Origin of the sequence: Acinetobacter sp. YH12095 (assembly GCF_013419245.1) — a bacterium.
GTDB classification, from domain to species: Bacteria; Pseudomonadota; Gammaproteobacteria; order Pseudomonadales; family Moraxellaceae; genus Acinetobacter; species Acinetobacter towneri.
Map to the genome: position 1 here is coordinate 14396 of NZ_VPAL01000024.1, position 18126 is coordinate 32521.

The window sequence follows — 18126 nt, forward strand, 5'->3', positions numbered from 1 at the left end:
GTTAGGCATGTTGATGATTCCATGGCCATTTGATGTAAAAGATTCAGTCTTTTATTTCTGAATACGAATCGCAAATTGAATGACGTGGGATTTGCCCTGATGCAGTTTGCCTTCTGAGCGTTCTACATCGCCCACAAAGAAATGAATCAGATGATCGTGTTTAAAATGGCTTAAAAACTCGATAGGATCGTACAGCATTTCTACTGCACGTGGGCCGCCCGTTTTATATTCTAGCTGACGAGTAGAATACAGCTCACCAACAAATAAACCGCCGTTGACCAAAGTTTCGCGCACGCCATTCAATACTTTTTGCTGTGTTTCAGGGTTAAAGTGACCAAATACGCAAATCACGTTGTCATATTGATTGGCTTGCCAATCCACCTGACTTAAATCTTGCTTTCGTGTATTTAGGCTTAAACCACGTTGCTGTGCATAGCCTTGAGCCTTATCTAAAGCAACTTGCGAGTAGTCCCATAAATCTGCTTCAAATGCTTGCTCATTGGCTTGTGCCACAGCTGCCAAATATAACAAGTTACGACCTTCACCTTCGGCCAAGCCCAAAGTTTTGCCGTGAATAGACAGTTTTTGCGTAATGTCCTGAATGAACGCATTGGCTTGTTCACCATAAATATGGTCATGTTGGCTGTAGCGTTCATCCCATTCATTATGGATATTTAACATAGTTTCGACTCGGTAAATAATTTGATGCTGTTATTCGGCTGTAGATGGAGAAAACTCTTTAAATGCTGCCACGGCGTTTGCGGCATACATGAGTGATGGGCCACCGCCCATATAAACAGCAATACCTAAAATTTCATTCAATTCTTCAAAAGTCATGCCCATTTTGACCAAAGTTCTGACGTGAAAACCGATACAACCATCACAGCGTTGTGCCACACCAATTGCAAGCGCAATAAACTCTTTGGTTTTGGCATCAATTACGCCGTCTTTCATCGCAACTTGTGATAGGGCATTAAAGCTTTTAAGTAAATCGGGAGATTGTTCTTTAATGGATTTGATATTAGACGAAATTTCAGCAGTGAGTTCGGTATATTTCATGTTGTTTCACCATCAAGCAGATTAGAACCTAAAGACAATATACCATACATTTAAATATATTATGTTTGTATATATTAATTAGCAACTTTGCTTAAATTCAGTAAATCTGTATTTATAGCATTATCAATTCACCCAAATCACTTTATAATGTTGCCGCATATTCTGGAGTCGCTGTTAAATAGTTGCGATGACTTCAAACCTCATTTTTTAAGTCTTATTCTCCCTCTTGATTCGGCTTATAAATCAATATTTTATAATTTTGTGTCTGAGTAGGCACATACAATAGGTGCCTGCATGGAAATTAAAGTCAATTATTTAGACAACTTGCGTCTTGAAGCTAAATTTGACGATTTTACCGTCATTGCCGATCAGCCCATCCGTTATAAAGGCGATGGTTCTGCGCCAGGCCCATTTGATTATTTCCTTGCGTCATCTGCATTGTGTGCTGCGTATTTCGTGAAGGTTTATTGCCAATCACGTGATATTCCAACCGATAATATCCGCTTATCTCAAAACAATATTGTCGATCCTGAAAACCGTTATAAACAGATTTTTAAAATTCAGGTGGAATTGCCTGCAGATATTTCTGAAAAAGACCGTCAGGGGATTTTACGTTCTATTGACCGTTGTACCGTAAAGAAAGTCGTGCAAACAGGCCCTGAGTTTGTGATTGAGCAAGTCGAAAGCATTGATGCCGATGCACAAGCTTTGCTGATGCCGAACTTGACTTCATCTCAAGCGACTTTTATTGCTGGTAAAGATTTACCGCTTGAAGAAACTATTGCCAATATGTCGGGTATTTTGGCAGGTTTGGGCATGAAAATTGAGATTGCCTCATGGCGTAATATCGTGCCAAATGTCTGGTCATTACATATTCGTGATGCGCAATCGCCAATGTGTTTTACCAATGGTAAAGGCGCAACCAAAGAAAGTGCATTAGCATCTGCTTTGGGTGAATTCATTGAACGTTTGAACTGTAACTTCTTCTATAACGATCAGTTCTGGGGTGAAGAGATTGCCAATGCCGAATTTGTGCATTATCCAAATGAAAAATGGTTTAAGCCTGGCCCAAATGGTGAATTGCCTAAAGAAATTTTAGATGAATATTGCTTAGAAATTTATGATCCTGAAGATGAGTTGCTGGGCACACATTTATATGACACCAACTCAGGCAATACTGAACGTGGTATTTGTTCATTGCCATTTGTGCGTCAATCCGATGGTGAAACGGTATATTTCCCATCAAATTTAATTGAAAACTTATATTTAAGTAACGGGATGAGTGCAGGTAACACGCTTGCAGAAGCTCAAGTGCAGTGTTTATCTGAAATTTTTGAACGTGCAGTGAAGCGTGAAATTATTCAGGAAGAAATGAGCCTGCCTGATGTACCGCAAGAAGTTTTGGCAAAATATCCAAGTATTGTGGCAGGTATTCAGGCTTTAGAAGAACAAGGTTTCCCAGTATTGGTGAAAGATGCGTCTTTAGGCGGTCAATTCCCTGTCATGTGTGTGACCTTAATGAACCCGCGTACAGGCGGTGTTTTTGCTTCATTTGGTGCACATCCAAACTTTAAAGTCGCTTTAGAGCGCAGCTTAACTGAACTATTGCAAGGGCGTAGTTTTGAAGGTTTAAATGATTTACCACAGCCGACCTTTAGCACGAATGCGGTAACTGAGCCGAATAACTATGTTGAACACTTTATTGATTCTAGTGGTGTAGTGTCTTGGCGTTTCTTTAGCGCGCAGGCAGACCATGAATTTGTAGAGTGGGATTTCACCAACAATGGTCAATATAGCAATGTCGAAGAAGCTGAGGCTTTATTTGCGATTTTAGAAGAAATGGGCAAAGAATCCTATATGGCGATTTATGAACATTTAGGTGCAACTGCTTGCCGAATTTTAGTCCCTGATTATTCAGAAGTGTATTTGGTAGAAGACCTGATTTGGGATAATACCAATAAAGCTTTGCTGTACCGTGAAGACGTTTTAAATCTGCACCGTTTGGATGATGAGCAACTTGAAGCTTTAGTTGAGCGTTTGGAAGAATGTGAGCTAGATGACTATACCGAAATCAAAACCTTAATTGGCATTGAATTTGATGACAATACCGTTTGGGGGCAGCTCACCATCCTCGAATTAAAACTGTTGATTTATTTGGCATTAGAACAGTTTGAAGAAGCTAAAGATTTAGTCGAAGCATTCTTACAATACAACACCAATACCGTAGAACGTGGCTTGTTCTATCAATGTATGAATGTCGTGCTTGAAGTTATTTTAGATGATGAAATGGATATTGCCGATTATGCTGTCAATTTCCGCCGTATGTTTGGCAATGAACGTATGGATGCAGTCATGGGTTCTGTTGAAGGCACAGTACGTTTCTATGGTCTAACCGAAACCAATATGCAGCTTGAAGGTTTAGATCGTCATTTACGTTTAATCGACAGCTACAAAAAACTGCATAAAGCACGTGCCAAGTTTGTTGGGCTGAATAAAGACTAATCTTGCAGAAGTAGAACGCTGTTCTGATTTGAATCACCGTCCAAGAAAAAGACTCGGCTTTAAAAGTCCGAGTCAGGTATTATAGCAACAACATGGTGTTGCATTTCAAATGCTATCTAAGATTTGCTGTTGCTATAGGAAAGGCAAAATAATAACCCTCGTTGTTGAGGGCTATTTCATTTAAGCGAGATGGTCACGAACAAATTGAGGATCTAAAATAAACAATTTAATCAGTGATTGAGCTGCTCCTGAAGGTCTTCTAACACCTTGCTCCCAAGATTCCAATGTACGTTTAGAGATACCTAAAATTTTAGCAAATTGATCTTGAGTGAGTTCAGACTTTCTTCGTGCTAAAGCAACATCTGTTTCATTGATCACAGTTTTTCTTGCTGCGTTATTAGCAAGCATTTGTTTAACGCCTTCTAATAATTCAACATTTAAGTCTCGTTTTGCTTCTCGAGCTTCCAATTCTTTGTCACTTAATAAACGACTCATTTCAGTAACTCCGCTAATTGTCTAAGTGTCTTTTTCTCAAGTTGGGTAATTGTGTCTTTACTATATAAGGTCAATAACCAAATTTCGCCATTTGCTAAACGGTTGTAATAAATTACACGAACACCACCTTGTTTACCTTTACTCTTTCCACCCCATCGAATTTTACGAACGCCGCCAGTACCAGGTTCTACATCTCCTGCTGTAGGGTTCTCGGCAATGAAAATTTTAAAGTCATTGTATTGTTCTTCAGTCCAATAGTAGGGATATTCATTGGTAAAAAAAGTAGTCTCACAGATGGTATACATCAAACACCTTTATACTACTTTGTAGTGTTTAATTGTATACTACTTTGTAGTACTTTTAAGCATTAAATTAGGTCTCATATTGTGAGCTTTTTTAGCCCAATCAAATCACTGCTAATCACCAAGCGCCAATAAACCTTCCCAGCTAAAATAATTCGGGCTTAAATGGCTGCGCTGCATCGCCCAAGTTCGACCTTGCAATTTACATGCTCCAATGGCGAGTTTTTGCACACCAAATTTATTTTTCACGGTATCCAACACTTGCTGTAATTGTTCCTGTTTTTCAATGGCGTCAGTATCTGTAAGCAGGTCGTGAATATAGCTTTGTTTGGGTTCAAGTCCCGTTAAAATCACACCACATTTTTTAAAGGCAATCCCTTCCTGAAATAGCGTTGTCACATGCTTCATCATGGCTTTGTTCATGAGCAAAGCAGAATCTGTTGGCTCATTGAAAGCAATAGTGACCGATTGATTGTAAAAAACTTGGCGCGGATCAAAACGGTTAGATTGCGCAAAAATGATCATACAACCACATAAACTTTTTTCAGCTCTGAGCCTTTGCACAGCAGATTGTAAATAATCGCTCAAAGCTTCTGAAAGCGCATGAATATCTGTTACACGCTGCCCAAAAGAACGTGAGCTGATGATTTGCTGCTTACTTACGGTATTGTGCTCCAGTTCAATACATGCTGTACCTGTGAGTTCAAGAATGGTTTTTTTCATCAAAATAGAAAATTGGCGCTCCATTTGGTCTGGATTGCTTGTTGCTAGATCAAATACAGAACGGATACCCAATGATTGTAATTTTTTAGCGTTTTTGCGTCCCACACCCCAGACTTCAGCGGCATCAATGTGTTGAAACAAGGCTTCTTTGCTGCATAAATCCATATCCAGTAAATTACATACGCCGTTGAAATAGCGGTTTCGCTTAGCAAGATGATTGGCTAGTTTGGCTTCAGTTTTACTTTGACCAATACCAACACAAACAGGAAGAGCCAGCCATTTCCACAAGGTTGTTTTAATTTCCTGTGCAAGTGCGTTTAAATCGCGCTGAGAATATGAACTCAACTCAATAAAAGTTTCATCAATCGAATAAATTTCAACATCTTTGGCACTGACAAATTCTTGAATAATATTATTAAAACGTCTGGACATTTCTGCATAGAGCGCATAATTACTTGAAAAGACCGCAACATCATGTTGTTGAATTAATTCTTGAACTTGGTAAAAGGGCACAGCCATTTTAATGCCAAGTCGTTTGGCTTCTTCGGAACGTGACACCACGCAGCCATCGTTATTGGAAAGCACCACCACAGGACGATGATTCAGGTGTGGTTGAAACAACCGCTCACAGCTCACATAACAATTATTAATGTCAATGAGCGCAAAAACTTGCTCTAAAGCTTTCATGACTATTCTACTTATTCGGCTTTTTTATGCGTTATTGTGGGTTTAAACCATCAGGTTTTTTAAATTCCACGTGACCACGGCAAACACTTCAAAAGTTTGCCCATCTTTCAGGTAAATGCTGTCGTAGTCGGGGCTTTCTGCCTTGAGCCAAGCTTTGGGCAAAGTGGCAGGGTCGTAGTCTTCACCAAAATGTTCGGCCAATTCACTTTTAGACATTTTGGCTGTAATCATCAAGCGTTTAATAGTCAGGTCTTTTTGGTCGATTAATGCAACCACAATGCTGCGGTGTTTGGCTTCTTTACTGCGATCTACCAGTACAATATCGCCGTATTCAAGCCCTGCATTCACCATAGAGGTGGTGCGAACTACATTTAAAAAGGTCGCATTTTCATTAGAAATAAGATATTCATTCAGATCAATATTTTTATCAATATAGTCTTGAGCAGGCGAAGGAAAACCTGCAGGAATGGATTCTATCGTTACGGGAAGATGCAGTGTTTTTCTTTTAGCAAGCGCTTGAAAATCATGCTGATTCAGCAATTCAATTTGTTCAAGCAGGGCATTCAGGCTAGGGCTGGGTTTACCATCCGCACCCATGATTTTTTGTAATGACGCCCAAGCAGCGTCAGAGAAGTAAATAGGTAACTTCTTAGACATGAGATTAACTCCTACGCAACGAGGCGTGTTTGAAGTGAAATTTGATGTTTTTATAGCATAGCTGAAAATGTGATTAAGATTCAATCTACGTGGATAATTGATTGCTAGATATAGATCACACTCTACGATTGCATAGCTATACAAACACAAGCCTTTCCGTTAGGATTTTTCTATCGCAGCAGCATATTTAGAGATTGGCATGCATATTGTTGAAGACATTTATTTAACGAAAGAAGAAGTTGAATCTTTACTGTTGGGATTAATTAATTCACAACTTGAACCTGAGTTTTTAATGAAGGATTTCATTAAACATCAGGTTTGGTCTTTGGCTGAATATTTTAAGCAAAATACTGAACATGAAATTGACTTTGCGCAAATCAGTTGCCCGATTAAAGTCAAAGCGGAATATCAAAATCATCGTTTAAAACGTCATTTTCTGGTTGAGTTTCATCTGACCACCACACCTTTTTTTAATTATGAGCCAGAAGAAAATAGCGTGGCTTACTCCTACATGATGAAAGATTTTTATCTGACCGATATTATTTTTTATGATGCCTATACGGGTGAAAATTTGCAGGCTTGGATGCAAAAAAGATTCGTGATTTTGCAGGGTGAACGTGAAATAGAAGTGAATTCATTGTCATGGTATGCAGATTACAATTTACCGCAAGTTACGCAAAATATGGTGTCTTTTGTGAGTGAAGCCGCTTATGACACGGGTTTAGATCAGATTGTAGATGAAGTCAATTTACGTTTACGACAAGCCAAAACAGTTAATTAAATAGATAATATTCATCTAAAAAATGGTTGTTTGAGATGGATGATGGGGAATATACGATTACACAATACTGATCAAGTTAAGGAATATCTAAAATGACCACAATCACACATGATTTAGGTCATGGCATGGGGAATGACTGGGAACATAAAGATTGGGCACATCTGACTGTCTCAGAATTACACAACCTGCAACCGTATTACCCATGTTTGCAAGGGAATATTCAAATTTTATGGTGCAGTCCGCGCCCATTTTCATCTGCCGCAGTGATTGAAGTCACGCAGGATGCAGTCAGTACAGATAAAATAGGAAGTCGCTCGTATTTCATTAAACGCAGTCATCGTTCATTTCGTAATGCGCAAGATATTTTGCAAGAGCATGCTTTTTTGCGACATTTAGCCAGTAAAAACATTCCTGTTGCGACATTAATTGCCTCGAATTGCGGACTGACCGCTTTAGAAATGGGCGACTGGACTTATGATGTCTACGAAAAAGCAGCAGGTTTTGACTTATATGTCGATCAGCAATCTTGGACGCCGTTTTTCTATACAGAACATGCTGCAAAAGTGGGAAGTTTGCTTGCCAAATTGCATGTCGCCATGCAGGATTTTCCTGAGTTACATGGCAGATCGGCGCGATATTTAGTATCAAATCAGCAGCTTTTAGAAAGTGAAAATATTGTAACGGCTATTCAGCAACGTATTCAAAATAGCCCTGAATTGAGCCGTTATTTTGCCGATAAAAACTTAGACGCCGTTTTTTTAGAGCGTGTATCTCAGACGCATCATAAAATTAAGCATATATTGCAGCAGACCACTAAAATTTGGACGCATAATGATTTGCATGCTTCCAATCTGTTTTGGTCTGCGCAAAGTGCCGATGCCAATATTACAGCGGTAATTGATTTTGGCTTATCAGATCGAAATTCAGCGCTTTATGACCTTGCGGTCACGATTGAGCGTAACTTTATAGATTGGCTGGCTTTAGAACATACATCACAAATCAATATTGACGAAGCGGGTTTAAGCGCGTTTTTACAAGCGTATTTTGCAGAGATACATCCACAACAAGACTTTAGCATTTTGCCCGAATTGCTAAAAATTGTGCATTTGGATTTCGCATTTTCAGAGCTTGAATATTTTGTCGGAATTACCCAAAACCTGAAACATGCCGATGCTGCTTATTATGATTGGATTGTTGGGCATGTAAATTGGTTTTTTGCAGAGCAAGGACAGCAATTTACCCAGACTTTTACTCGATTAATTCAACGCGAATTGTCCTAATCTGCACAGCTAAATGCCTCAAGCATCACCTCTTATTTTAATGCAAGGTTTCGTATGTACAATCGTAAATTCAAACAGAATGTATTAACTGCGTCTTTAAAAACCATCATTCTGTCACCGCTGTGTTGGGTACCTTGGGTTGATGCAGAAAATGGCATTCAATAACTTGATACGATTATGTCACTAAGCGACCTAAAGATATTCAGGCGCTGCGCTTTTCTGCAGATGAACATGGACAATTTGCAGTAGCAGGGGACGTTGGGGGATTTTTGGGAGAAGATCACCAATTTGGCTATCGCATTAATTTAGTCAATGAACAGATTGATTCTTATGTAGATCATGTAGATGGCGAGCGTTATTTGGCGGCATTGGCATTGGATTGGAAAGCCACAGCACAATCCAAATTTGAGTTTGATCTTGAAGCGCAGCGATCAGAACAAAAATCTGTTCCGGGTTATCAATTACTTGATGGCAAAGTGCCACAAAATGTGAAATGGGAGCGTTTACTAGGTTACCAAAGCTGGGGCAAGCCCGTCACAATTGATAGTCTAAATACCAGTTTAAAATACAACTATGCTTTCAATGATGACTGGAATTTAGGATTGGTGGCATCACACAGTAAATCTAAGGTGGATGATTATTCGGTATTTCCTTTTGGTTATTACCGAGATGGATGTGAGGCAGCATATTCGTGCAATACATTTAGTGCACAGGTGATAAAAACCCGCGATACGGATTTAGATAAATTTTTACCACAATTTGCTGTGAGTTATAGCCCATCAGAATCAACAACTCTGTATGCTTCTTATGCAAAAGGGCTGTCAGATGGAAAAACTGCGCCTTGGTTTGTAGAAAATAGTGCAGAAACCTTAGCACCAATCCATTCTGAACAATATGAAATTGGTTTAAAACAGCAGATTCATAACTTTTTATTAACCGCAGCTATTTTTGATTTACGTCAAGATAATCAATACTCTAAGCCGATCTTAGATAAACGTTATTTTGTTCAAGAAGGTGAGCAACGTAGCCTTGGTTTAGAATTAGGGCTGAATGGAGAATTAACAGATCATCTGGCATTAAGCTCATCTTTAGCATTGACCAAAGCTCGTTTAGATGAGGTTGAAGCGGTTGAATATGGCAATCATCAAGCGCAAAACGTGCCTAAAGTTCGTTTTGCAACACATCTTACTTATCAAGTACCCAATATTGAAGGTTTACGAGTGCTTGCAGGCGGTCAGTATAGTTCAAGCAAATATGCCAATAAGCAAGGCACTGCAAAAGTGAGCGGTTATAGTGTCTTTGATTTAGGCGCTGCATATCAATTTAAGTTGAATACAACCGATGCACAGTTACGTTTCAACATCAATAATTTATTGAATAAGAAATACTGGCGTGATGCAGGTGAATTTTATGGTGATGATTATTTATTCTTAGGTGCGCCACGTACAGCGACTTTATCTTTAAATCTGAATTTTTAGATTTGGTATAAAAGAAGAATAGCTTTTGACTAAAAGATAGCTAAAACCCTAATTTTTAGGGGATAATTCTTGGGATCGATATCATGATACAACTCATACAGTTTAATTTAGATCATTTAGACAAGACTTTATCTGATCAACAACATATTGAATATAATCAAATTATTGACTATGAAATAGTCAGGGAAAGTATTTGTAGCTTGATATTTAAATTAAGCAGACAGATGAAATTAGCTGATCCTGAACAACAAGACGTACTTCAAAAAAATATAAATAAACTCATCTACATAAGAGATTATTTACAAATTCACGATAGAGCATCCATTCAAAAAATTATGGCTGAGATCAAGTCTTATCAATAATGATATTGATGTCATAGCCACGCAGATTTGCGTAAGCTTGCTTGCACGCAAATCGAGTAGTGTTCTGATTTCGGCATAACTTATATTATGTTATTTAGGATACACTTGACGGCAAGATCGTTTATGATCGAAACTGTCAGGTGCAGCACCAACGATCAAAATGAGTTGCGGTAACGCAACTAAATCGGGTGCTGTCTTTAGATATCTTATTTAACATAATATAGATTATGCGCAATTGTATTGTTAGAAACCATTTAAAGTGTCTGTATTCTCACCAATAAAAATGTCTGGTCTATGATGCGCATCAACATCATGGACTGGATATAAACTTGAGATGCTGATCACTATGTCTGACAAGGAAATACAACGTCTTGCAGTCCTGCAAGATGTTCGAGATCAACGTATTACACAAGTCCGTGCTGCAGAAATTCTGAATCTTTCAACACGCCAAATTACTCGATTATTGCACAAGCTCAATCAAGACGGTGTTTCAGGTCTGGCACATGCCAGTCGTGGTCAACCGGGTCATCGTCGTCATGATGACTTGTTAAAATCAAAGTGCCTTTCCATTATTTCTGAACATCTGCTGGGCTTTGGTTCCACCTTGGCGCATGAGAAGCTCAACAGCATATTTGACCTGAATATCCCTGTAGAAACGCTTCGGCGCTGGATGACTGCAAATGGTCTCTGGATTCCGCGATCCAAGCGCCAGAAACGTCCATATCAACCTCGATATAACCGCGATTGCTTTGGTGAGCTAATCCAGATTGATGGCTCATATCACGATTGGTTTGAAGGACGTGACGCTAAATGCTGCTTGTTGGTTTATATTGATGATGCCACTGGAAAGCTGTTGCATCTGCGCTTTTGTGAGGCCGAAACGACCTTTGATTAAACATCGATATTATCTTTGCCAACTCACCACAGGCCAAAGGACGTGTGGAACGCGCCAACAGAACTCTGCAGGATCGCCTGATCAAGGAAATGCGTTTGGAAGGCATCTGCTCAATTACCGAGGCCAATGCTTGGCTGCCCTGCTTCATTGAGCAGTTCAATCAGAAGTTTGCCAAGTGTGCGAGAAACTCGAAGAACTTGCATCGACCTTTAACGGAATCTGATGCTGAGCTAGAGGATATTTTTACCTGGCAGGAACCGCGTAAGGTCACCAAGAATCTGACTATCACGTATGACAAGTGTATTTATATGCTTGAGCCAACACCACTGAACCACAAACTTGTTGGGCAATACATAACATTTTTAGAGTATCCAGATGGTACTGTGGCCATCATGCACGAAGGACGGAAGATCAACTACAGTATTTTCAATAAACTGGCTAGACTGCAGCAGAATGAAGTAGTTGAGAATAAAAGATTAGGTGCGGTTCTGGCCCATATCCAGCAACAACATGAAGAGTTGGAAAAACAAAATAAAAGTTCCCGTGCCAAGAAAAGTATGCCGAGTCGTAAAGCTCAGAAAGTTGTTATTGAACAAAGAAATTTAAATCCTGTTCTTGACTCTTGCAGTTAAAAACAGGACATTTTAAATGGTTTATCGCATAGACATTTTAATTGGTGAATAACATGAATATATTAAGTAATTGATATATATGGGTTTATTTTGAGTGTTCGGTGTCTCAATTTATCTTATCATTCACAAAAAGATAAAAAGCTACTCAATCTTTCAATCAAGTAGCTTCAAAAATACGCCGTACAATCTGTTAAAGTTTTTTCCAAGTCATCGTGCTAATCGCATTCGCGCTCTTGGCTTTGCCATATACTTTCATTTGATTATTCGCCGCATTTAATTGAGCATCAATTTTATAGACATAACCATCTTTCGGATTAATCCATTGTCCTTGCGAAAATTGTTTCGGATTTGAATTTGCCACTAAGCCTTCTAATGCCTGCATGCCTTTTATGGGCTGATTCTTTAAGTTGCCTTGGCATTTACTGCATACCTCTAATTGAATTGTGCCTACCGATAACAAATTTCGAGTAATTACAGCACTATATTCCGAAGTTTTAGAGTTCTTACGAATCACAATTTCTGCAACATAATGCCCTTTATGATCATCAATGACTTTCCATGTACCAATCAATGGATCAAATGGCATGGCTTGAGCAGAAAAAATAAATCCCAAATATAGTGCAATTGCACCTAAAAAATTACGCATCATAAAAATATCAACTTAAAACCAATTTACAGCACGGTTGTGCTAAAAATGGGCGTGATTATAGCAATCAATGTTGAATTTAAATTAATTTTTTCATTAAAATTAAATGTTTATATGCTATTGGTTCGATGAAATATCATTAAAAATGTGAACCAATACGCGTTTTGTGGATGGATAATTTTTGATGTGTTGCAGCTTTATGTATAAAAGTGAATCTATAACGTGATTTTGTATGCAAATTAATCATCTATATTTCTATTTTCAACATTTGCTGTGTTATGGCGTAAACTAGACCTACAAGCTGTATCACTATAAGTTAAGAAATATTCACAGGAATGCTCTTAACTTTATCCTAAGTTTTTGTTTTTACTGTCTTAAATTTATCTATCTTTAAATTTAGGTTTAGTCATCAAGGTAACATCGTATGCTCAAGTGGTTCGAGAAACTTATAGATCCTTATCCAAATAAAGGTTTGACCGAACCCTTGCCAACCACGTTTTTTGCCTTTGTTTGGCAAGCAGCTTCAGGTGTACGTCCATATTTATTGTTATTGGTTTTATGTACTGCAGGCGCTGCCAGCTTTGAAGCTTTGCTATATGCAAAAATTGGCGATTTAGTCACATGGCTTAGTCAAAGTCAGCCAGATACTTTCCTTGCGCAACATCAGCAGAACCTTACTTTGCTGTTTTGTATTTTATTGGCCAATATCTTTTTTGCCAGTGCGCAGTCAATTGTGAAGCATCAAATGTTATACAGTGGTTTTCCAATGCGTTTGCGTTGGCGTTTCCACAATTTAATGTTGCAACAAAGTCTGGATTTTTTCCATAATGATTTTGCAGGAAGACTCTCTGCCAAAGTCATGCAAACCGCCTTAGCAGTACGTGAGTTTTGGGTCATTTTGGGCGATATGCTTGCCTATGTATTCATTTACTTTATTACGATTAGCCTAGTATTGGGCGCAATTTCTCCAATGCTCATTTTGCCGTTATTGCTATGGTTGGCTTTATTTATTCTTGCAGCAGCTTATTTTATTCCGCGTTTGAGCAAAGTATCTAATGAACAAGCCGATGCACGTGCAGTGATGACAGGACGTGTGACCGATGCTTATACCAATATCCAAACCGTAAAATTGTTTGCGCATGCAGGCCGTGAAAGCCAATACGCCAAAGCATCTATGCAAGAATTTATGGTGACGGTTTATAAACAAATGCGTTTGGGCGCTCAATATGAAATCAGCATCAATTTACTGAGCGTGGTGTTGTATGTAGGCGTTTTAGGTACTGCAATTTGGCTGTGGTTAAATGGTCGTGCAGAATTGGGGATTATTGCAGCCACCACAGCCATGATTCTTAAACTCAACAGTATTGCCGAGTTTATGATGTGGCAGACCTCTGCCCTGTTTGAAAATGTCGGCACCATTCAAGATGGTATGAAAACTCTTGGACGTCCAATTGCGATTCAAGACAAAGTCAATGCGAAGCCATTACAAGTTGCTCAGGGCGAAATTCAGTTTAAAGATGTCAGTTTTGCTTATAACAGTAAAAACGTGATTGATCAGTTTAATCTGCATATTCGTGCAGGCGAAAAAATTGGTATCGTGGGACGTTCAGGCGCAGGTAAATCGACCTTAATTCAATTGCTTTTACATTTTTATGAGCTTAAACACGGCTCAATTATGATTGATGGGCAAAATATTGAAGATGTGACCCAAGACAGTTTGCGTAAAAATATTGCACTTGTGACTCAAGATACTTCGCTATTACACCGTACTGTGGCTGAAAATATTAAATATGGTCGTCCTGACGCGACTGATGCAGAAATGTTTGAAGCTGTACGCAAAGCCAAAGCCGAAGAATTTATTCCACAATTGACCGATTTACGTGGCAAAAAAGGCTATGAAGCCTACGTGGGCGAACGGGGTGTTAAACTTTCAGGTGGACAACGTCAACGTATTGCCATTGCCCGTGTTTTCTTAAAAGATGCGCCTATTTTAATTTTAGATGAAGCCACCAGTGCGCTCGACTCTGAGGTTGAAGCGGCAATTCAATCGAGCCTCGATGAACTCATGCAAGGTAAAACTGTAATCGCGATTGCACACAGACTATCTACCATTGCACAAATGGATCGTTTAATTGTGCTCGATCAAGGACGTATTGCAGAACAAGGTACGCATGATGAACTGGTGGCTATGAACGGAATTTATGCACAACTTTGGCAGCGTCAAACAGGTGGTTTTTTAATTGAACAAGATAAAATCGTAAAACCATCGACTGATAAAAATTAGCATCTCCAGCAACTTTGCTGTAACTCAGGCTTTGATGAAATGCAGATTTATCGCATATAGTCAAAGCCTGTTTTGTCTAACAATTTCCATAGAATTTCTTTAATTTTCATGCCAAGATGCAATATGTCATCTACGTTCTTATGTCGCCGTTTGGCAAACTAAGATATGCATAGATGACAGTCGCTAAGGCAAATTAAAATAAAATTAGCAAATGCAATGGAACATGCATGAAAACAATATCAGCACGTCAGGAACAAGGTGTTCCAGGGGTTTATGGCTTATTGGTTTTGGATGTTGTATCCCGTTGGGGTTATAACGCAGATACCTTATTTGCACCATTTCAACTCAATAGCGAAATGTTGGCAGACCCAGAATGTCGTATTCCTACACCTATTGCCAATGAGTTGGTTAAACATGCTTTAAAACTTACAGGCGAATCGACGCTCGGTTATCATCTTGGTACGCAAATGCGCATTTCTATTCATGGCTTTATTGGCTATGCGATTATGACTGCGCATGAAATTAGTGATGCGCTGATTTTAGCCAATCGTTTTATTCAACTGCGTATGCCCTTTTTACAATTGTTTTTCTCGACTTTTGGCGAAAAAGCCAGTCTGCAATTGCAGTGTGATATTCACATGGAACCTTTACGCACAGAAATCGCCATCGCTTTAATTATTGGCATGATCACCATGAGTAAAGCCATGACAGGTACAGAACACTTTACGGGCGAAGTCGATTTTGACTTCCCAAAACCTGCGGGTTTTGATCAATATTTTGCGAAATTTCCTTATCATCAATTCCGTTTTGATCAGCCGTATTTAGGTTTAAGTTTTGATAAGCAATATCTGGGCTTAAAAATGATTAATGCCGATCCTATTGCCAGTCAAATTGCGATTAATCAATGTGAAGCTGAGCTTTCAGCTTTAGGTGAACGTCGCCGAATTTCTATGCGGGTGCGTGATATTTTAACTCATGCAGAACAGCATTATTTAAGCATTGAAAATGTTGCCGACTATCTACACATGTCCGACCGCACACTCAAACGTCAACTGGCTGCAGAAGGTACTTCATTTTCAAACTTGGTCGATGAAGTCCGTTATCGACATGCGACTTCCCTGCTTTCCCGTACCGACTACACGCTAGAACAAATTGCCGATGAATTGGGTTATAGCGATGTGGCTAATTTTAGTCGTGCTTTTAAACGCTGGAGTGGACGCAGTCCGAGCAATTGGCGTAAAGATCCGTATTTATAAACTTTTGTTTTTGGCAAAAAGCATGTATAAAACATGGCAAAAAGATTCGATACAATTTAAGGAGTTATCAAATGAATCACCCTGCTGAATTAAAATATGCAAGAACACATGAATGGGTGCGTATTGAAGGTGATTTGATCGTCACAGGTATTTCAGACCATGCACAAGATGCTTTAGGCGATTTGGTCTATGTAGAAGCACCTGAAGTTGGTCAAAAAGTAATTGCGGGTGAACAAGCAGGTGTGGTTGAGTCTGTTAAAACAGCTTCAGATATTCACGCCCCTGTTTCAGGCGAAGTAGTTGAAGTGAATAGCAATTTAGAAGATGACCCTGATTTTGTGAATGATGAACCGTATGGCAAAGGCTGGATTTATAAAATCAAACCAGACAATATGGCAGATGTAGAACAGCTTTTATCAAGTGCAGACTATGAATCTGGCTTATAAGCCTTAAATTTGCAGCGTTTAATCGCTCAAATTCAAAGAAATCAGCTTCGGCTGATTTTTTTTGTATTGCAACTTTAGAAAATAAACCTAATTATCTTTATTTGATAAAATAATTAAAATAATTGCATTAAAATCTAATTTTAATTTTAATTTTATTGAATAGCTGTACTTTTCACATAAATGGGTTTATTATTTTTTGCATGATCTCGCGGTGTGATGATTTCCAATAACAAAGCATCTGTATAACAAAGTACACATTACACGCTGCTCCACTCACCATATAGGTTTAAATTATGTCTGCTATAAATGCTGAACATTTATGGAATAAGTCGTTTATTCTCTGCTTATTCAATAACTTGTTCTTATTCATATTTTATTTTGCGCAAACGACAATTTTGCCTATTAATATTGTGAATGAGTTGGGTGGTAGCTTGTCACAGGCAGGTTTAGCCATGACTTTGTTTATGTTATCTGCAATCGCGATTCGCCCATTTAGCGGTTTGATTATTGAAAAATTTGGTGTAAAGAAAACCTTATATGTTTCTGAAATCATGTTTTGTCTGTGTAGCGTGGCATACATTTTTGTAGATAGTTTACTGTTTCTACTCGTACTGCGTTTTTTACATGGGATTTGGTTCAGCATTGTCACCACAGTTACCGTCCCTATTGCCAATAACTTTATTCCAGACAGTCGCAAAGGTGAAGGTATGGGCTATTTTTTGGTGTCAGTAAATTTAGGGATTGTATTGGGACCTTTAATTGGTTTAAGTCTGATTCAAAGTGTTTCTTATGCCAGTATTTCTACCTTACTATCCGTCAGTGTTTGGGTAGGTTTCGCCTTCTGTTTAATGATTCCAATTGCGACCCAAAAAGTAAAAACTGAAACAACACCTAAACGTAAATTAGGGCTTCAAGATTTTGTAGAGAAAAAAGCAATTCCTGTATCACTCATGGCGATGATGGTTTCTTTCGCGTATGCCAGTATTATGTCATTTATTTCCACCTTTGCAGAATCACGCAATATGCTGTCTTATGCGAGTTTATTCTTCGTGATATTTGCAGTTTCGATGATGATTTTGCGCCCAATTACAGGCAAAATTTATGATCGTAAAGGGGCGAGTTATGTGATTTATCCTGCAATTATATTATTTGCTTTAGGATTAATTGTCTTGAGTCAGGTACACAGTGTATTCGGTTTTATGTTGGCTGCTGCATTAATTGGTGTAGGGTTCGGGTCTGCCCAACCTTGCCTGCAAACCATTTCAATTCAACGCTCCCCTAAAGATCGTATTGGTCATGCCACATCTACGTATTTTTGTTGTTACGATATTGGTATCGCCTTAGACGCGTTAATTCTAGGTTGGATTATTGCGGGTTATGACTATACCGCAGCGTATTTGCTCTGTGCTGTTGTGACCTTAATCAGTTTAATTTTCTATAAATTTGTTGTGGCTAAACAACCTAATGCAGATATTCAGGCTTAGTTTTTAATAGCAGCAAAAGAATTGTTATTTTAACCCGAATTACGGATAAGAAAAGCCCTTGAAAAAAAGGTAGTTAGAGCCATTTAGAAAGTTACGACACAACCCAAAGGCTCTAACTACCATGTACGATTTTACAGAAATTTTTTGTATTGTTGAT

At 38.6% G+C, this 18126-nt stretch carries 15 protein-coding genes and 2 pseudogenes; 10 read left to right on the forward strand and 7 right to left on the reverse strand.

Annotation, left to right across the window (positions count from 1 at the left end; all coding sequences use genetic code 11):
- Positions 1-51: 51 nt before the first annotated feature.
- Both FTU35_RS12315 and FTU35_RS12320 read right to left on the reverse strand, forming a co-directional pair.
- A complete protein-coding gene (locus FTU35_RS12315; RefSeq protein ID WP_154320754.1) occupies positions 52-681 on the reverse strand; it encodes a class I SAM-dependent methyltransferase in 630 nt (209 codons plus the stop codon).
- Positions 682-711: 30 nt separating this feature from the next.
- The gene (locus tag FTU35_RS12320; protein ID WP_004973824.1) at positions 712-1059 is read right to left on the reverse strand and encodes a carboxymuconolactone decarboxylase family protein; all 348 of its coding nucleotides are present in this window, start codon (positions 1057-1059) and stop codon (positions 712-714) included.
- Positions 1060-1353: 294 nt separating this feature from the next.
- Between FTU35_RS12320 and FTU35_RS12325 the strand changes: the two genes are divergently transcribed.
- Complete coding sequence (locus FTU35_RS12325; RefSeq protein WP_154320753.1) at positions 1354-3561, forward strand: OsmC domain/YcaO domain-containing protein; 2208 nt, start codon at positions 1354-1356, stop codon at positions 3559-3561.
- 180 nt (positions 3562-3741) lie between these two features.
- On the opposite strand, the gene FTU35_RS12330 is transcribed toward FTU35_RS12325, so the two are convergent.
- From FTU35_RS12330 to FTU35_RS12345, 4 genes are all read right to left on the reverse strand, one after another.
- Positions 3742-4056, reverse strand: coding sequence for a DNA-binding transcriptional regulator (locus FTU35_RS12330; RefSeq protein WP_004973819.1), 315 nt, complete (start codon positions 4054-4056; stop codon positions 3742-3744).
- Positions 4053-4361, reverse strand: a complete 309-nt coding sequence (locus tag FTU35_RS12335; protein ID WP_096902348.1) for a transcriptional regulator — start codon at positions 4359-4361, stop codon at positions 4053-4055. Before FTU35_RS12335 ends, FTU35_RS12330 begins: the two co-directional genes overlap by 4 nt.
- A gap of 111 nt (positions 4362-4472) precedes the next feature.
- The gene (locus tag FTU35_RS12340; protein ID WP_154320752.1) at positions 4473-5768 is read right to left on the reverse strand and encodes a Y-family DNA polymerase; all 1296 of its coding nucleotides are present in this window, start codon (positions 5766-5768) and stop codon (positions 4473-4475) included.
- A 42-nt stretch (positions 5769-5810) separates the two neighbouring features.
- The gene (locus FTU35_RS12345) at positions 5811-6425 is read right to left on the reverse strand and encodes a LexA family transcriptional regulator (RefSeq protein ID WP_154320751.1); all 615 of its coding nucleotides are present in this window, start codon (positions 6423-6425) and stop codon (positions 5811-5813) included.
- A gap of 199 nt (positions 6426-6624) precedes the next feature.
- Between FTU35_RS12345 and FTU35_RS12350 the strand changes: the two genes are divergently transcribed.
- The 5 genes and pseudogenes from FTU35_RS12350 to FTU35_RS12370 all read left to right on the forward strand — a co-directional run bounded on the left by FTU35_RS12350 (position 6625) and on the right by FTU35_RS12370 (position 11853).
- Positions 6625-7206, forward strand: a complete 582-nt coding sequence (locus FTU35_RS12350) for a hypothetical protein (protein ID WP_179991594.1) — start codon at positions 6625-6627, stop codon at positions 7204-7206.
- Between the two features lie 92 nt (positions 7207-7298).
- Positions 7299-8486 (forward strand): phosphotransferase enzyme family protein, encoded by a 1188-nt coding sequence (locus tag FTU35_RS12355; RefSeq protein WP_154320750.1) that lies wholly within the window; start codon positions 7299-7301, stop codon positions 8484-8486.
- A gap of 227 nt (positions 8487-8713) precedes the next feature.
- Positions 8714-9964: pseudogene (locus FTU35_RS12360) on the forward strand (TonB-dependent receptor); the annotation flags it as partial.
- A gap of 83 nt (positions 9965-10047) precedes the next feature.
- Entirely contained in the window at positions 10048-10326 is a 279-nt protein-coding gene (locus FTU35_RS12365) for a hypothetical protein (RefSeq protein WP_218944518.1), read from the forward strand.
- Positions 10327-10660: 334 nt separating this feature from the next.
- A pseudogene (locus tag FTU35_RS12370) lies at positions 10661-11853 on the forward strand (helix-turn-helix domain-containing protein).
- Between the two features lie 190 nt (positions 11854-12043).
- Here the strand turns inward: FTU35_RS12370 and FTU35_RS12375 are convergent.
- A complete protein-coding gene (locus tag FTU35_RS12375; protein ID WP_179991593.1) occupies positions 12044-12502 on the reverse strand; it encodes a DUF2147 domain-containing protein in 459 nt (152 codons plus the stop codon).
- A gap of 421 nt (positions 12503-12923) precedes the next feature.
- On the opposite strand from FTU35_RS12375, the gene FTU35_RS12380 reads away from it, so the two are divergent.
- The 4 genes from FTU35_RS12380 (at position 12924) to FTU35_RS12395 (ending at position 17969) form a co-directional block, all read left to right on the forward strand.
- On the forward strand, positions 12924-14783 hold the full coding sequence (locus tag FTU35_RS12380; protein WP_154320748.1) for an ABC transporter ATP-binding protein: 1860 nt from the start codon (positions 12924-12926) through the stop codon (positions 14781-14783).
- A 227-nt stretch (positions 14784-15010) separates the two neighbouring features.
- On the forward strand, positions 15011-16039 hold the full coding sequence (locus tag FTU35_RS12385; RefSeq protein ID WP_096902549.1) for an AraC family transcriptional regulator: 1029 nt from the start codon (positions 15011-15013) through the stop codon (positions 16037-16039).
- Positions 16040-16110: 71 nt separating this feature from the next.
- Positions 16111-16485: a glycine cleavage system protein GcvH gene (gene gcvH, locus FTU35_RS12390; protein WP_104851960.1), complete on the forward strand. Its 375-nt coding sequence runs from the start codon at positions 16111-16113 to the stop codon at positions 16483-16485.
- A 293-nt stretch (positions 16486-16778) separates the two neighbouring features.
- On the forward strand, positions 16779-17969 hold the full coding sequence (locus tag FTU35_RS12395; RefSeq protein WP_180064770.1) for an MFS transporter: 1191 nt from the start codon (positions 16779-16781) through the stop codon (positions 17967-17969).
- Positions 17970-18126 lie beyond the last annotated feature (157 nt).

Bases quoted from the DNA above. Each gene is read 5' to 3' on its own strand.
- FTU35_RS12315 (WP_154320754.1), bottom strand. From the start codon at position 681: ATGTTAAATATCCATAATGAATGGGATGAACGCTACAGCCAACATGAC.
- FTU35_RS12320 (WP_004973824.1), bottom strand. From the start codon at position 1,059: ATGAAATATACCGAACTCACTGCTGAAATTTCGTCTAATATCAAATCC.
- FTU35_RS12325 (WP_154320753.1), top strand. From the start codon at position 1,354: ATGGAAATTAAAGTCAATTATTTAGACAACTTGCGTCTTGAAGCTAAA.
- FTU35_RS12330 (WP_004973819.1), bottom strand. From the start codon at position 4,056: ATGAGTCGTTTATTAAGTGACAAAGAATTGGAAGCTCGAGAAGCAAAA.
- FTU35_RS12335 (WP_096902348.1), bottom strand. From the start codon at position 4,361: ATGTATACCATCTGTGAGACTACTTTTTTTACCAATGAATATCCCTAC.
- FTU35_RS12340 (WP_154320752.1), bottom strand. From the start codon at position 5,768: ATGAAAGCTTTAGAGCAAGTTTTTGCGCTCATTGACATTAATAATTGT.
- FTU35_RS12345 (WP_154320751.1), bottom strand. From the start codon at position 6,425: ATGTCTAAGAAGTTACCTATTTACTTCTCTGACGCTGCTTGGGCGTCA.
- FTU35_RS12350 (WP_179991594.1), top strand. From the start codon at position 6,625: ATGCATATTGTTGAAGACATTTATTTAACGAAAGAAGAAGTTGAATCT.
- FTU35_RS12355 (WP_154320750.1), top strand. From the start codon at position 7,299: ATGACCACAATCACACATGATTTAGGTCATGGCATGGGGAATGACTGG.
- FTU35_RS12365 (WP_218944518.1), top strand. From the start codon at position 10,048: ATGATACAACTCATACAGTTTAATTTAGATCATTTAGACAAGACTTTA.
- FTU35_RS12375 (WP_179991593.1), bottom strand. From the start codon at position 12,502: ATGATGCGTAATTTTTTAGGTGCAATTGCACTATATTTGGGATTTATT.
- FTU35_RS12380 (WP_154320748.1), top strand. From the start codon at position 12,924: ATGCTCAAGTGGTTCGAGAAACTTATAGATCCTTATCCAAATAAAGGT.
- FTU35_RS12385 (WP_096902549.1), top strand. From the start codon at position 15,011: ATGAAAACAATATCAGCACGTCAGGAACAAGGTGTTCCAGGGGTTTAT.
- gcvH (WP_104851960.1), top strand. From the start codon at position 16,111: ATGAATCACCCTGCTGAATTAAAATATGCAAGAACACATGAATGGGTG.
- FTU35_RS12395 (WP_180064770.1), top strand. From the start codon at position 16,779: ATGTCTGCTATAAATGCTGAACATTTATGGAATAAGTCGTTTATTCTC.